Annotated in this window: 15 protein-coding genes; 5 read left to right on the top strand and 10 right to left on the bottom strand. The window is 58.5% G+C overall.

The window, feature by feature from the left end; all coding sequences use genetic code 11:
* Window positions 1-13: 13 nt before the first annotated feature.
* The 7 genes from CKW16_RS16115 to CKW16_RS16085 form a co-directional block, all read right to left on the bottom strand.
* Complete coding sequence (locus CKW16_RS16115) at window positions 14-1,093, bottom strand: ABC transporter ATP-binding protein (protein ID WP_095129244.1); 1,080 nt, start codon at window positions 1,091-1,093, stop codon at window positions 14-16.
* On the bottom strand, window positions 1,090-2,847 hold the full coding sequence (locus CKW16_RS16110; protein ID WP_095129243.1) for an iron ABC transporter permease: 1,758 nt from the start codon (window positions 2,845-2,847) through the stop codon (window positions 1,090-1,092). The genes CKW16_RS16115 and CKW16_RS16110 overlap by 4 nt, the downstream gene beginning before the upstream one ends.
* Window positions 2,848-2,904: 57 nt before the next feature.
* On the bottom strand, window positions 2,905-3,942 hold the full coding sequence (locus CKW16_RS16105) for an extracellular solute-binding protein (protein WP_095129242.1): 1,038 nt from the start codon (window positions 3,940-3,942) through the stop codon (window positions 2,905-2,907).
* 62 nt (window positions 3,943-4,004) lie between these two features.
* Window positions 4,005-4,754: an SDR family oxidoreductase gene (locus CKW16_RS16100; RefSeq protein ID WP_218244078.1), complete on the bottom strand. Its 750-nt coding sequence runs from the start codon at window positions 4,752-4,754 to the stop codon at window positions 4,005-4,007.
* On the bottom strand, window positions 4,751-5,206 hold the full coding sequence (locus CKW16_RS16095; protein ID WP_095129240.1) for a MaoC/PaaZ C-terminal domain-containing protein: 456 nt from the start codon (window positions 5,204-5,206) through the stop codon (window positions 4,751-4,753). The genes CKW16_RS16100 and CKW16_RS16095 overlap by 4 nt, the downstream gene beginning before the upstream one ends.
* The gene (locus tag CKW16_RS16090) at window positions 5,203-5,604 is read right to left on the bottom strand and encodes a Zn-ribbon domain-containing OB-fold protein (protein WP_095129239.1); all 402 of its coding nucleotides are present in this window, start codon (window positions 5,602-5,604) and stop codon (window positions 5,203-5,205) included. The genes CKW16_RS16095 and CKW16_RS16090 overlap by 4 nt, the downstream gene beginning before the upstream one ends.
* Window positions 5,605-5,616: 12 nt before the next feature.
* Window positions 5,617-6,783 (bottom strand): hypothetical protein, encoded by a 1,167-nt coding sequence (locus CKW16_RS16085; RefSeq protein ID WP_095129238.1) that lies wholly within the window; start codon window positions 6,781-6,783, stop codon window positions 5,617-5,619.
* A 159-nt stretch (window positions 6,784-6,942) separates the two neighbouring features.
* Between CKW16_RS16085 and CKW16_RS16080 the strand changes: the two genes are divergently transcribed.
* A complete protein-coding gene (locus CKW16_RS16080) occupies window positions 6,943-7,884 on the top strand; it encodes a LysR family transcriptional regulator (protein WP_095129237.1) in 942 nt (313 codons plus the stop codon).
* Window positions 7,885-7,914: 30 nt separating this feature from the next.
* Window positions 7,915-8,406 carry a thioesterase family protein gene (locus CKW16_RS16075; RefSeq protein WP_095129236.1) on the top strand — a complete coding sequence of 164 codons (492 nt, stop codon included), beginning with the start codon at window positions 7,915-7,917 and terminating at the stop codon, window positions 8,404-8,406.
* Between the two features lie 63 nt (window positions 8,407-8,469).
* Here the strand turns inward: CKW16_RS16075 and CKW16_RS16070 are convergent, their stop codons facing one another.
* Entirely contained in the window at window positions 8,470-9,240 is a 771-nt protein-coding gene (locus CKW16_RS16070) for a helix-turn-helix transcriptional regulator (protein ID WP_095129235.1), read from the bottom strand.
* A gap of 228 nt (window positions 9,241-9,468) precedes the next feature.
* Here CKW16_RS16070 and CKW16_RS16065 point away from each other — a divergent pair, with 228 nt between their 5' ends.
* Window positions 9,469-10,578 carry an aromatic ring-hydroxylating dioxygenase subunit alpha gene (locus CKW16_RS16065; RefSeq protein WP_095129234.1) on the top strand — a complete coding sequence of 370 codons (1,110 nt, stop codon included), beginning with the start codon at window positions 9,469-9,471 and terminating at the stop codon, window positions 10,576-10,578.
* A gap of 144 nt (window positions 10,579-10,722) precedes the next feature.
* Here CKW16_RS16065 and hpaR read toward each other — a convergent pair whose 3' ends face one another.
* Both hpaR and hpaA read right to left on the bottom strand, forming a co-directional pair.
* Window positions 10,723-11,145, bottom strand: coding sequence for a homoprotocatechuate degradation operon regulator HpaR (gene hpaR, locus CKW16_RS16060; RefSeq protein ID WP_095129233.1), 423 nt, complete (start codon window positions 11,143-11,145; stop codon window positions 10,723-10,725).
* Window positions 11,146-11,356: 211 nt separating this feature from the next.
* Window positions 11,357-12,259 carry a 4-hydroxyphenylacetate catabolism regulatory protein HpaA gene (gene hpaA / locus CKW16_RS16055; RefSeq protein ID WP_095129232.1) on the bottom strand — a complete coding sequence of 301 codons (903 nt, stop codon included), beginning with the start codon at window positions 12,257-12,259 and terminating at the stop codon, window positions 11,357-11,359.
* Window positions 12,260-12,448: 189 nt separating this feature from the next.
* Between hpaA and CKW16_RS16050 the strand changes: the two genes are divergently transcribed.
* Window positions 12,449-13,105, top strand: coding sequence for a fumarylacetoacetate hydrolase family protein (locus tag CKW16_RS16050; RefSeq protein ID WP_095129231.1), 657 nt, complete (start codon window positions 12,449-12,451; stop codon window positions 13,103-13,105).
* An 11-nt stretch (window positions 13,106-13,116) separates the two neighbouring features.
* Complete coding sequence (locus CKW16_RS16045; RefSeq protein WP_095129230.1) at window positions 13,117-13,887, top strand: fumarylacetoacetate hydrolase family protein; 771 nt, start codon at window positions 13,117-13,119, stop codon at window positions 13,885-13,887.
* Window positions 13,888-13,892 lie beyond the last annotated feature (5 nt).

Genomic DNA, 13,892 nt, shown 5'->3' with positions numbered 1-13,892 from the left:
CCGCCCTGCCGGTTTAACTGTTAACCCGTTCTCCGGAAGGCAGCAGGTGGCAATCCTGTTCTGGCAAATGCAGCAGCACGACCTGCCCTACCCGAGAGTCGACCGTCGGGGGCGTAAAGGCGCGCACCGAAACGCCAGCGCCAATGTCCATCAATACGTCGCAATATTCTCCGAGGTACGCCGTGCGCAGCACCGTGCCGGGCAGCACATTGGTCACGCCTTGATTTGGCCCGACGATCCGCACTTTGGACGGACGGATACACAGGGTGATTTCTGCGCCAGGACTGGCACCACTGCGGTCCACCCCCACCAGCGACTGTTCTCCAAAGCGCAATGTGCCGGGCCCCGTCAACACGCCCTTGATCACGTTATTGCTGCCGATGAACGCCGCGACGAACGCGGTGGCTGGCAGCTCGAAAATCTCCCTCGGCGAACCCAGTTGTTGCACGCTGCCTCCATTCATCACCGCCACCTGGTTGGCCGTCACCAATGCCTCGCCCTGATCGTGGGTGACGTAGACCGTCGTCAGTCCAAGCAAGTCATGCACTCGCCGGATTTCGAAGCGCATTTCTTCCCGAAGGTGCGCGTCAAGGTTCGACAGCGGTTCGTCGAGCAATAAAATGCTCGGCTCGACAATAAGCGCCCGCGCCAGCGCCACACGCTGCTGTTGCCCACCCGACAGCTCGGAGGGATAGCGGTCAGCCAGGTGGTCGAGATGGACGGTCTTCAGGGTTTTAGTGAGCTTTTCTTGCAGTGCAGCACGCGGCACCTTACGAATCTGCAAGCCAAACGCCACGTTCTCGGCCACGGTTTTGTGCGGCCACACCGCGTAGTTTTGAAAGACGAGCGATATATCCCGGCGCTCTGGAGGAACCACGCCCTGCGGGTTGGAAATGACCCGGTCATTGACGCGGATTTCACCTGCGGTCGGTGTTTCGAAACCGGCCAGCAACTGGAGTGTGGTTGACTTGCCACAGCCGGAAGGGCCAAGCAACGCCAGCAACGTTCCATCCTCCACGGTCAGGTCAATACCTTTCAGCGCCTGGAACTGGCCGAAGCTTTTTTGCAAATCACGGATCTGAATCTGGCTCATTGGGCGACTCCGGTTTCAACACTGGCACGTTTATGTTTCGCCAGCTTCACGCTGAGCATTTGAGCGATCGCCACCACCACCATGGTGACAACCAATAGCAAGACACTAGCGGCAGCCACCGCCTCGTAATTGCCGCCATCCTTGTAGTTGTAAATCAACGTCGTCATGACGTTAGTGCTGGGCGTTATCAGGAACACCGCGACTGAGAGCTCCCGCATCACGGGGATAAACACCAACAGCCATCCGGAGATCAGCCCGGATCTCATCAGCGGAGCCGTGATACTGGTGAATGTCTTTGACTCACTGGCGCCCAGTATCCGTGCGACCCGCTCCAGGTCCGGGCTGATGCCCTTGAGCATTGCCCCGCCATGCGAATAAGCGATGGGCAGGAACGTCGCGACGAACGCCGCAATGATGATCGCCGAGGTCCCGTAAAGGCTCAGGGGTGGCTGGGTATAGGCGGCGAAGAAACCCACCGACAACACAATCCCGGGGATGATGATCGGCAGATTGGTCAACGCTGCGATAATGGTCGTGCCCGCGACCAGGCGGCGTTCGACGATATAGGCAATGAGGGTTCCGAGCAGGACGCAAATACTGGCGCCGATGGCGGCGTAGGCCAATGAGTTGATAATCGCCGCCTGAGTTTCAGCGTTCTCCAGAATTGCCCATCGATACCAGTGAAACGTCAGGTTGTTCAGCGATGGCCCCTGCCCCCAGGCTTTGGAGAGAGAAACGACGATCAAGGCGAAGTAAGGCAGGATCACCGCCGTCACCGGAACAATCAGCGCGAACAACAACCCGGCCCAGCGCCAGCCTTTTAGATCGATGCTGCGCCCCGCCCGGCTCTTGCCACCGATCATCACAAAACGTCTGCGGCCAAGCATTTTTTTGCGTACCCAGAACAACCCACCAGTGAGCAACAGAAGCGGCATGCAATACGCCGCCGCCATGTATAGCTCGGGCGGGAACAACTGATAGAACTCGGCCAGTTTGGTGGTGACGACCGATGTCCCTGAAGGTGTGAGCAGAAACGCTGGAACACCGAACAGGGTCATCCCCTGAATGAAGGACAGAATGAAACCGACGATAACCGAAGGCATCACCATCGGAATGGTCACGCTGAACATTGTGCGCAGAATGCTGGCGCCGAGGGTCGTCGCCGCGTCTTCCAGTTCGACCGCCATTTCATCGAGCGCACTGGCGACGATGGTGAAGGTATACGGGACGGTATAGATGGCGCAGACGAAGATTGCGCCGCTCATGGAGTAGATGTTGAACAGGGGCAAATCGCCGCCCGAGATTTGTCGATAGAGCGTATTCAGCCAACCGGCGTTAGGTGCCGCGAGCAAAATCCACCCCAGTGCACCGATGAACGAGGGGGTCACGAACGCCCCCAGCGTGAGCATCCTGATGAGCCCCCGGCCGGGCATGTTGGTACGCGCCACCAGCCAGGCCAGCGGAACACCTAGCAATGTTGAGATCGCTGCGGTTGAAAACGCCAAAATAATCGAATTGATGATCGGCTGGATCATGCCTTTGGCAGTCACCAGGCGCACGTAATTGTTCAGCGTCCATTGTTGCGTGGCGTCCTCGTGTACGCTGTTGAACAGAATCCAGCCGACCGGTTGCGCAACCAATAAGAACAGCGCCGCCAGAACCACGGTCACCACTGTCCAGCGCACCCAGGGTCGGTGTCGTCGAATCTCGGCGCCAACGGTCGCCGAGGAAGTGCCTATCGCAAAAACGCCCATAAAGGGGTCACTCCTGAATCTACCGTCGCCAGGCCGCTCGGCCCGGCGGGTATTGGTTCAACCGATGATGTCTTTCCACTTGGCGATACCTTCAGCGACTTCGGCCGCCAGGTCTTCAGGTGGATTGCGATACCAGGTTAACTGGGACAGACTGCGGCCCTCGGCCCATGGAACGTCAGTGCGCAATGTCGGCCAGAAGTTTGCCGCCAGGATTTGCGAGACTTCAGAATCATACAAAAAGTCGGAGAACAGCTTCGCCGCATTCGGGTGTGGGGCTTTCAGTGGAATGGCACTCAAGCCCAGGTTGAGGATAGTGCCGTCGGTCGGGGTAACTACGTTTATTGGGTTGCCAGCCGCCTTCTGTGTCAGCGAATAACTGAATGGCGCACCCAGACCCACAAGGCGCTCGCCTGACAGAATATCGGTGACAGTATCCACGTTCGACTGGCCGACCTTGGGGTTCAACTTCGCCAGTTCTTTGAGGTAATGGTCGCCGTACTTTTTACGGATCGCTACCACCCAGGAAGCGACATCCCCCGAGAAGGACGGGCTGCCGACCGTCAGCTTGTTAGCCCATTGAGCGTCCAGTGCAGCCTCCCATGAGGTGGGCGCTGATGTGACTTTATCCGACTGGAAATTCAGGCTGGTCAGGCTGATGGCGCCGACCTGGAAGGTGTCGTCCTTGTCCAGTCCCTGGAATTCCTGCGGCAGAAATTCCGTACCTGCCGGCTTGTAGGGCATCAACGCGCCGATCTTTTTCAACTCCAGGTAGTGAAGAATGTTGGTACTGCCCAGCGAGTCGCAGTTGGGCGCATTGTTCTGCAGTTCGAGACGCAACCGGGTGTAGATCGTCTGCGATGCCTGACGCAGCAGGTTGACTTTGATCCCCGGGTAGCGCCGGGTGAACGCGTCGCGGATGGCTTCAATGGTCCTTTGTTCGTAAGAGCCCCAGTAAAGGTTGAGTGCACCTTCTTTCTGCGCAGCCGCGTACAGCGACTCGTCGGCAGCGAACGACGGACGAATCAATCCTGCTGCTAAACCTGCACCTGCGATACCGCTCGCTTGCAAAAATCTGCGCCGTGTAAATTCGACCATATCGATGCCCCTTCGCCTGTTGCAGCGTAATTATTGTTAGTGGATAGCAGTGTTTCTGTGGTTCAGTAATCGCCTGTCGTTGCGCCGCCGTCGACAATGAGAACTTGCCCGCTCATGTAACTGGCATCGTCGGAGGCGAGGAACGCCACGACAGAGGCGATTTCTGCGGGTTGTGCAGGCCGGCCCAGTGGCATTTTTGCGATCCAGCGCGCCCTGATCTCCTCTGGCACACTCGCCAGAATAGACGTCTCGACGATCCCGGGCGCCACGGCGTTGACCAATACGCCGTGGCGCGCGGCCTCCAGAGCGACGGTGTGAGTCAAACCCACCACGCCCGCCTTGGCCGATGAATAATTCGACTGACCGTAGGTGCCGAGGATCGCCGTGGAAGCGATATTGATGATCCTGCCCCAACCGCGCCCGACCATCGCCGCCAACCCGAATTGACACCCCATCCAGGAGCCTCGCAGGTTGACGTCGATCACCGCGTCCCAGTCTTCATCCGTCATCTTCATCAACGTTCTATCACGCACGATGCCTGCCACGTTCACCAGAATGTCGACGGCTTTGAAGGCCGGCGGCAGATCAGCCATGACCGCAGTCCAACTGTCACGGCTCGAAACGTCGAGATTGACTGCTGTCGCCTGATAGCCCTGAGTGGTCAGGGAGTGAGCCAGCTCGGCGGCTCCGGGGCCGAGGTCGGCAATGATGACCGCTGCACCCTCTTGCGCCAGGCGCTGACAAATGGCCGAGCCAATGCCGCCAGCACCACCGGTGATCAACGCAACATGCCCTTCCAGACGTGTGTTCATGATTCGCTCCCGGTGCGGCAGGCGACCGCAAATACGTCTTCGCCTTCCTGCACCACTTCACCGCTCTGGTTGAGCAGACGCAGCTTCACTCTGGCAATGCCCCGCGAAGGGTTTGAAGTGCTTTTGCGCAAGTCTTCGATTTCAGCCACGTAATGCAGCGTGTCGCCTGCGAACACTGGCGCGACGAATCGGCGACGGGTTTCGAGAAACGCGATGATCGCCCAATCATCGATACTCGAGCGCAGTCCGGTGCTCATGGAGTGAGCCAACATGCCGTGGGCGATCCGGCGCCCGAAGGTGCCCTCACGCGCAGCTTCTTCATCCATGTGCAACGGGTTGAAATCGCCCGTCAACCCGGCGAACAGGACGATGTGGGTTTCCGTCAACGTGATACGGGACGACACCAATGACTGAGCAGCGGCCAGGTCGTCGAAGTAGAGGGTGGAACTCATGAGTGGCTCCTTGGGCGGAAAACCGGCAATGAGGTGGCTGAATCCGTTTCAATGAACGCAACCGACACGTTCATGCCGACGGTGATTTCGTCGACCGCCTTGCCGTGAAGTTGCGAGAGCATCAGTGGGCCTTCTTCGAGTTCGACCAAGGCGCATACATAGGGCGCGTCCAGCCGCGAATGCCCACGGTGGATAACCGAATAGGTAAACACCTTGCCGTGCCCGCAGACTTGCACCCATTCGGGCTTGATCGACAGATCATCAAGGCAATGGTCCCGGGGGTACCACTGCCACGCGCCTGACACGGGGTTGCGTTGAACGAGCAACCGCCCTTCCCGCAGGGCTACCCACCAGGGTGCCGACAGGGCGTCGGTGACAACAGGACTGAAAGTGGTCATATCGCTGACTCCTCAGACGGTCAGAATGACGGTGGCAGCGGCACAGAATGTTCCGCCCAGCCCATGAACCAACGCGACCTCCGCGTCTTTCACCTGCACGCCAGGCCCTTCACCGAGCAATTGCCGGACGCCTTCGATCAGCGCCAGCAGGCCGCGCTTGCCCGGATGGTTCGACGCCAGCCCGCCTCCGTCGGTGTTGCAGGGTAGAGAACCGCCGATGCTCAGATGGCCGTCCGCCACGAACCGCCCGCTTTCACCCCGAGGGCAGATTCCAAGGTCCTCAAGGGCCAGCATTGGTGTGATCGTGAAGGCATCATAGAGCTGCGCAACGTCGATATCGGCAGGCTTCAACCCGGCCATTTCGAAGGCGCGGGGGCCGGTTCGAGCGGCAGGCGTAATGAGTTCGCGGGACATCTGGCTGATTTGAGTACGCTGTGTGGCCATGCCGAAACCGCTCACGTAAACCGGCTTTTTCCGACAATCTGCTGCGCGCTCCCGGGTTGTCATCACGATTGCTCCGCCGCCGTCAGTCACGACGCAGCAATCGAGCCGGTGCAACGGCGACGCGATCATGGATGAATTCAGAACATCTTCTACAGTGATGGGTTTGCCGCCCAGAAACGCATCGGGATTTGCAGCGGCATGTTGCCGGAATGTTACGGCCACCTGCGCTAACTGCTCGGCCGTAGTGCCATAGAGGTGCATATGACGCTGGGCATACATGGCATACGTTGAGATGAGCGTCGGCGCGAATGGCAATTCAAACTGTCCCGGGCCGGCAGGGAGGACGAAAGGATCGAATGAAGGGGTCTTCAATGGCCACCAACGCGGTGACGCGGCGTAGCTGATCACCACGACATCGGCCAACCCGGCAGCAATCGCCACTGCCGCGTGGGCGGCATGAACGAGATAGGAACAACCGCCAACGTCGGTGCTGTCGAACCAGCGCGGCTCTATGCCCAGGTACTCGGCCATTTCAGTCACGCTGTTGACACCGCCCCCCTCGGCCCAGTCGCCCGACGCCACACATAAACCATCGACGTCCCCAAGGGTCAGCCCGGCTTGCACCAGCGCTGCCTGGATACACTCCACCTGGATCGCGAAAGGATGAACATTCGGCGCATCCCTGCGGGGTGATTCATAGGCGCCGACAATGGCGGCGCGTCCGGAAAGGTTCAAGGCATACTCCTGAAAAGATCGAAAGCCATGACCCACAAATTCCGTCATGGAGGGCCGTGCGAACAAGCAGTTAGAAAACGCCTGACTGGTGCATTAAATGCACCGATGCATTGGCATGAGACTTGCGATTATCGTTAACACCCGAGGCCTGGAATACCTATGAATCGACGACTACCGCCCCTACTCGCCGTACGCGCCTTCGAAGGATTCAGTCGTTGTGGAAGCGTGCGGCAGTGCGCAGAAGAACTCTCGGTTTCACATACCGTGATCTCCAGGCATATACAAAATCTGGAAGCCGCCGTCGGCACGAAACTGGTCAAGAAGTCAGGTCGCGGACTTGAGATGACGCGTGAAGGTCAGCGCTACGCGGCACAGCTTCGGCGGGCACTGGATATCATCGCGGACGCGAGCAGCGACCTGCGTCAGGGCGAAGACGCGCTGCACGTCTGCTGCATGGCGGGCCTCGCTTCCAGGCGTTTGCTGGGAAGACTGGGCGAGCTTGAAGAGGCACTCAGCGGTCGTGAGCTGACACTCGAGCCGACCAGTACACGCCCCGACTTCAGTCGCAATGAAGCGGATGCCGAGATTGTCTATCTGGAGGAGCTGAATCTCGGCGAGGAACTGTGCGCAGAGCTTTTCGCCCGCCCCTTGATCCGGGCAGTGGCCAGCCCCGCGTTTTGCAATCGTTTTGCCGAGGTGACCTGCGCCGAAGACTTGCTGGAGTTACCGTTGATCCATGAGCGTAATACGCAGCGCTGGTCGCAATGGTTCAGCATCGCCGGTGTTACAGATATTCCCAGGTTGCGCGGACCACGGCTGTGGCACGGTCACCTCACCCTCGAAGCGGCCTGCATGGGTCAGGGTGTGGCACTCGTCAGCGAGCTGCTGGCCGATGAAAAAATCGCTGCTGGCGAACTGATCGATGTATTGCCGATGACGATTCGTCTAGGCGGGTATTACTTCATCGCTCCCACTCGAAAATGGAATGATCAAGCCATTGTCCGGCTGCGACAGTGGTTGCACTCAGTATTCCCCGGCGAACTGGAAAAAGGCGACATTAACGCACCAGTCAGGATGCCCGGTTCCGGTTCTGCACCGTAATAGTACATTTCACATACAAGGAGCCAGCTAATGAACATTCCGCAACCGAACGCAAAGCCCTGCGAGAAGGCAGTCGTCAGAGATGAATGGATCGACCTCTACGGCCATATGAACATGGCGTATTACGTCAAGCTCCTTGATGACTTGGGCCATCGCATTTTGGAGCAGTTCGGGCTGGGCGAGGGATACACACGGGAGCGCAATTGCGGGCTATTTACCGTTGAGGCCAATCTGAAATACCTCAGGGAGGTCAGCGCGGGCGATCCACTGCGTGTGGAGCTCACGCCCCTGAGATTTGACGAGAAACGCCTGGTGACTCAGGTCGAGCTCTTCCATGACGAGCAAAACTATCTCAGCGCGACCATGCAGCAAACGGCGGTGCATGTGAATCTCGACACCCGTAAAGTGTGCCCGTTTGGCGACGAAGCCAAGGATCGTTTGCAAAAAATGATGGGGGCTTACGCGTCAGGAGACTGGAGCACGCTCAAACCGGCATCTTGCGCTCAGCTACCGTCCACTTGACGCGCCAGCGCACCAGTCAAGGACCGAACGACGAGGAAATACTCGGTGCGGATTGAGCAGGGTTCAGCCACCCGCCGTGAACAGCGCGAACAACTGGCTGCGAAAGTTGATCCCTAGTCGTTCGAACGCCCGGTTGCGGAAGGTCTTCACAGTGCTTTCCTTGATTCCAAGGTCGGCGGCGACGCCGGCATGGGTCATTCCCCGAAGCAGGCGGCTGCAGATTTTCAGCTCTTGCGCGGTGAGGTCAGGGCAATGCAGGAGCAGTTGCTGATCATGATCCTTGACGCGGTTCAAACCGATCAGAGCCATGTGACCGCGCAGTAATTGCAGTAACGCAGGGCTGAGGGCTTCGCACATCTGCAATTCGCGTTCGCTGAAAAAACCCTGGTCGCGGTGACGGTAGAGGTTGAACAGCACCGGGCGCTCCTGCTCGTCCAAGTACAGGCTCGATAGCCGCTCGATCATGCCGTGGCGCAGATAGATCGCTTCCCGATACGGCAAGAAACGGATGTCCTGTGCCAGCAGATGGCCGATTTGCCCTGGCGCTGCCCGCAACGGCTCGAACAGCGGGTCGTGGCGATAGTAGCGCTCGATATAGGCCTGGCCGCAGCGCAATACCAGACCGGTGTCTTGGTGGCGGGTGCCGACAGCCAGCAACTGCGGTCGTTTGCCGGCCATGCGCACGACGGAAAAATGCTGACAATCAACCCACTGACCAAGGTACGCCAGAAGCGCGCCAGGAAAGCCCTCGGTGCCCAGAGTGCAGACCAGCTCGCTGAAATGACGAACATCCTGGGGCAAGACAGAAACTGGCGGGGCGCTGAGACGAATCATGGCGGCGTGGGATCAATATTGTTGTATTCGGATAGGCAATCGAAACACGCCCACATGATTAACTTGTTAACGATGAGTGTGCTAGCAATGATCCGACTTGTCCACCTCCCGGTTGACACCACGCCATGCCGCCGCTCGTAAGCTGGCGCGACAACAACAAATGCATGGGCTGCACCCTCGCCGACAGCCTTTCTTTGCCCTGCTACAGATCCCTGGAGGAGCCTCCTTTTGTCAATCCCGACCGGCAACCTGATTACCCAAGCCCGCAAGGCCAGCGAACCGATGGCCAATCGCGATACTCCGTTCATCTACAATGAGTGGTACGTCGCCGCCTTCGACCATGAAGTGGGCCGCCACTTATTGGCGCGTCGATTGCTGGACCGTCGAGTGGTGATGTACCGGACCCAAGACGGTGAACCGGTTGCCTTGGAAGACCGCTGCGCCCATCGCTCGTTCCCCTTGTCGCGTGGACATCTGGAGGACGACAGCGTCGTCTGTGGCTACCACGGTTTCCGCTACGACCAGTCCGGCGACCTGACACAGGTACCCTCGCAAAAGAACTGCCCGCGAGGTATCGGCATTCGCCGCTATCCACTGGTACGCCAGGGCCCCCTATTGTGGATCTGGCTGGGCGATGAGTCCCTTGCCGATACCGGGCTGATCCCGCGCCAGGACTGGATAGACGACCCGGCCTGGGCCTGCACCTCCGGTTACTTCCATCATCCTGGCAACTACGTCAGCCTGCATGAGAACCTCATGGACCTTACCCACCTGAGTTTTCTCCATGCCAACACCATCGGGACTCCGGACTATGCCTGCGCGCCCTATAAGCTCGATTTCAAGGAAGGCCACTACACGCTGATCCGCGAAGTGGTACCGACCACCCTGTCGCCGGTCTGGGGCAGGACAACCGGCCTCGAGGGCTGCACGACGGCAGCACGCATCGCCACCTCAGAGTTTCTATCTCCGGCCTTGCACCGGGTCAGCGTGACCTTCTATGACAGCGCCCAACCGGTCGAGGGCCGGGAGCAGTTCCACATCCGTACCGCGCACATACTGACCCCGGAAACCCTCAACAGCCTGCATTACTTCATCGTCCACGGCCGTGACTTCGCCCGGCATGACCAAGCCCTCGGGGAATTCATGCATGAGCAACTGTTCGCCGCATTCAACGAGGATGTGCAGGGTCTCGGAGCTTTGGAGACTGCGCTCGACGATCGCGATGAGCAACATTATGAGATATCTGTGGCCAGTGACGCCCCTGCCGTGGTCACCCGCATCTACTTGAAGAAACGTGCCGACGCCGAACGGCAACCGCGCAACGGCCAGGTCGGTTGAAGCGCCGGACGCCCACTCTTCATAACAACAAAAATAATCTAAACGCTGAGCATGCCAGAGCTCGGATGGAGCCTCACTCCGTCGGCGACTGACATTGGTGGCTCGCACCGAGCGATAGTGAGCACGCTCATCAACTCCGGGCGGTCAGGGCTTGATGTTCTTCAGCTTATTGAGCAGTTCCAGCAACTGCTCAAGCGGTTCCTCGCCAAACTGTTCCTGAATCTTCAAGTAATTGCTTTCCATCCCGGCACTCATGTCGACGAAACATTGCTGCCCCAGCTCGGTGAGAGCGACGAACACTCGTCGCTGATCTTCGGAAGACTTCCTGCGCCGGACGATACCGTCGCGCTCGAGCCGGGACAGAACCCCAGTCATGCTTGGCTTGAGGATACACGCCAGGTGAGCCAGTTGATGGCTTTCCAGTTCGCCCTGCTGACGCAGGATGCGAATCACCCGCCATTGCTGTTCGGTCAATTCATATTCGTTAAGCAGCGGTCGGAAAAATGCCATGGCCGCTTCACGGGCCTGCAACAAGGTGAGCGTAAGGGACGGTCTGGGAGTCGGCATGTTTCACGCACAAAAAGAGGATGAAGGAACAAAGCTTAAAGTCGGCACAGGGTGCACGCAACTATCAAGGACAAAGCCAGTTTGCCCTTGCGCTGCCTCATCCATGAAAAGTGCAATCGGTTCCTTGTAAAAGCCATTTTTCAAGGCGCCGGCTGCGACCATGATTGCTCGACAGACACTGGAAGCCAATCGAAAAACGCACATGACTACCTCAGCGCAAACCCGACTGCCGCAGGCGATATTCCCCTGGGGTTGCCTGCGCATAACGCTGGAAGAAACGACTGAAATAAGCCGGGTCCTTGAAGCCCAACTGGTAGCAGATTTCATTGGCCGAACTACCGGTGAACAGCAGCAGGCGCTTGGCTTCCTGCATCATTCGTTCGAGGACCAGCCGTTTCGACGGCAGGTCGGCAATCCGTCGACAGACGTCATTCAGCCGCGCCTCGGTAACACCAATACTGTCTGCATAGCGCGCCAGAGGCCAGTGCTGCAGGTAATGGTCTTCGATCAACTCGTTGAAGCGGTGGAAGATCCGCAAGTCCTCATGGCGCGCTGGGCGGGCTTCCAGGGAGTTCGCGCACAGCCTGAGCAGGCTGATCATGATCAATCGCGTCAAGCTGTCCAGAGCCGAACCACGCCCTGGTCCATTGGCGTTGATCTCGCTGCACAGTTCCTCGAACAGAAACTCCAGCCTCCTGACCTCGGGATCGAATTGCGGCGCCAGTCGTGCCAGCGCGACGCAGGCCGCCGGCAACTGCACGCCCGGCGCAAGACTCGGGTCGGCATCGATCAACTGCCAGACCAGTTGCTGGCGCACGGTCAGTACATGCCCGTCGGCGTCTGCTTCGGTGACAAAGGAATGGGCCACCGTCGGCGGCGTGAGAAAAAACATCGGTCCCGACTCGAGGTATTGCTGGTCATCCAGATAAACCCGCACCGCACCGCTCTTCACGTAATGCACCTGAAAGAACCGATCGTGTCGATGCACCGGCATGTTGCGGCCGAAGAATTCCGCCAAATTGCCGAGTTTGTCGTAGTGCACTTCGGCATCGCTGTAGCGCTGGTCGTAGACCTGACCGATGTTGATATTGGGGATCGGCTGACGATCGATCATCGCTGGATTCTCTTTCTTATCGGGGTGTTGGCCGTGCAAGGGTTTTCATCCTGCGCCGGTTTGCGGCGGCTAACCACTGTCGGAAGATTTTGCCACGCTTGACGATAGTTAACATATTAATTATAACGTTAACAGGTTAACGAATATTTTGCGGGGCAGTCACTGCCCCGCCACTGCCAGGAGAAAAGCATGAGCCGTGCCTTGCATAATGTTGCGAACGGCACCCTGTTCGGCGTTGCGCTGAACTACCAGGGGTTGCTGAACCAACGCATCGCCGAATTCGAGCAAGCGCCTTATCAGAAACCACCGGTCAAACCGGTGCTGTTCATCAAGACACCCAATACCCGCAATGACCATGACGGCGTGGTGCTTCTTCCGTACGGTGTTCGTCTGCAACCGGGTCCGGCACTGGGTGTAGTGATCGGTAAAAGCGCCAGCCGTGTCAGCGTTGAACATGCGCTGGAGCATGTGGCCGGTTACACCATCGTTAATGAGTTCAGCCTGCCCGAAGACAGCTACTACCGTCCGGCGGTCAAGGCCAAGTGCCGTGACGGCTTCTGCTCACTGGGCCCGGAACTGGTTGCCCGTGACCAGGTCGCCAACCCGCATCAATTGAGCCTGAAGCTGTTCGTCAATGGTGAGCTGCGCCAGGAAAATTCTACGGCCAACTTTGTCCGCAACATTTCCCAACTGATCGCCGAGATCAGCGAGTTTATGACCTTGCACGAAGGCGATGTGCTGATCACTGGCACCCCTGAAGGCCGTGTCGATGTCCAGCCCGGCGATACCGTCGAAGTTGAAATCAGCGGCCTGGGCCGCCTCGTCAACCACATCGTGGCCGAGTAACAGGAGCTTCCATGAAACACGCTCGTATTCGCTATGAAGGCGAAATCCACCTCGCCCAGGTTGAAGACTACAACGCCTTGCGCCTGGCCGATGGCCGCCTGCTGGCCGAGAGTCAGGTTGAGTGGTTGCCACCGGCTACCGGCAGCATGTTCGCCCTGGGCCTGAACTATGCCGACCACGCCGCCGAACTGGCCTTTAAACCACCGACCGAGCCCCTGGTATTCATCAAATCCCCCGGCACTTACATCGGCCATAACCAGGTCACTTGGCGTCCGGACAATGTCGCCTACATGCACTACGAGTGTGAACTGGTGGCCGTCATCGGCAAGCGCGCACGCAACGTCAAGCGTGAAGATGCCCTTGAGTACCTGGCCGGCTATACGGTGTGCAACGACTACGCGATTCGTGACTACCTGGAAAACTACTACCGACCCAACCTGCGGGTGAAAAACCGCGATGCCACGACGCCCGTCGGCCCGTGGATCGTCGACGTCGCCGACGTGCCGGACCCCAGCAATCTGAAACTGCGTACCTGGATCAACGGTGAACTGCGGCAGGAAGGCAGCACCAAGGACATGATTTTCGACATCTCTTACCTGATCGAATATCTATCCAGCTTCATGACCCTGCAGCCCGGCGACATGATCGCCACCGGCACACCGGAAGGCTTGGCCGATGTCGTGCCCGGCGATGAAGTGATCGTGGAAGTCGAGGGCGTCGGGCGCCTGGTCAATCGAATTGTCAGTGAAGCGGAATTTTTCTCCGCCCATAAAGAGGCTTGAGCAAC

Source organism: Pseudomonas sp. Irchel s3h14 (assembly GCF_900187425.1).
GTDB lineage: Bacteria > Pseudomonadota > Gammaproteobacteria > Pseudomonadales > Pseudomonadaceae > Aquipseudomonas.
Note: the sequence above shows the minus strand (reverse complement) of the source record. Positions and strands in the feature narration are given on the sequence as shown.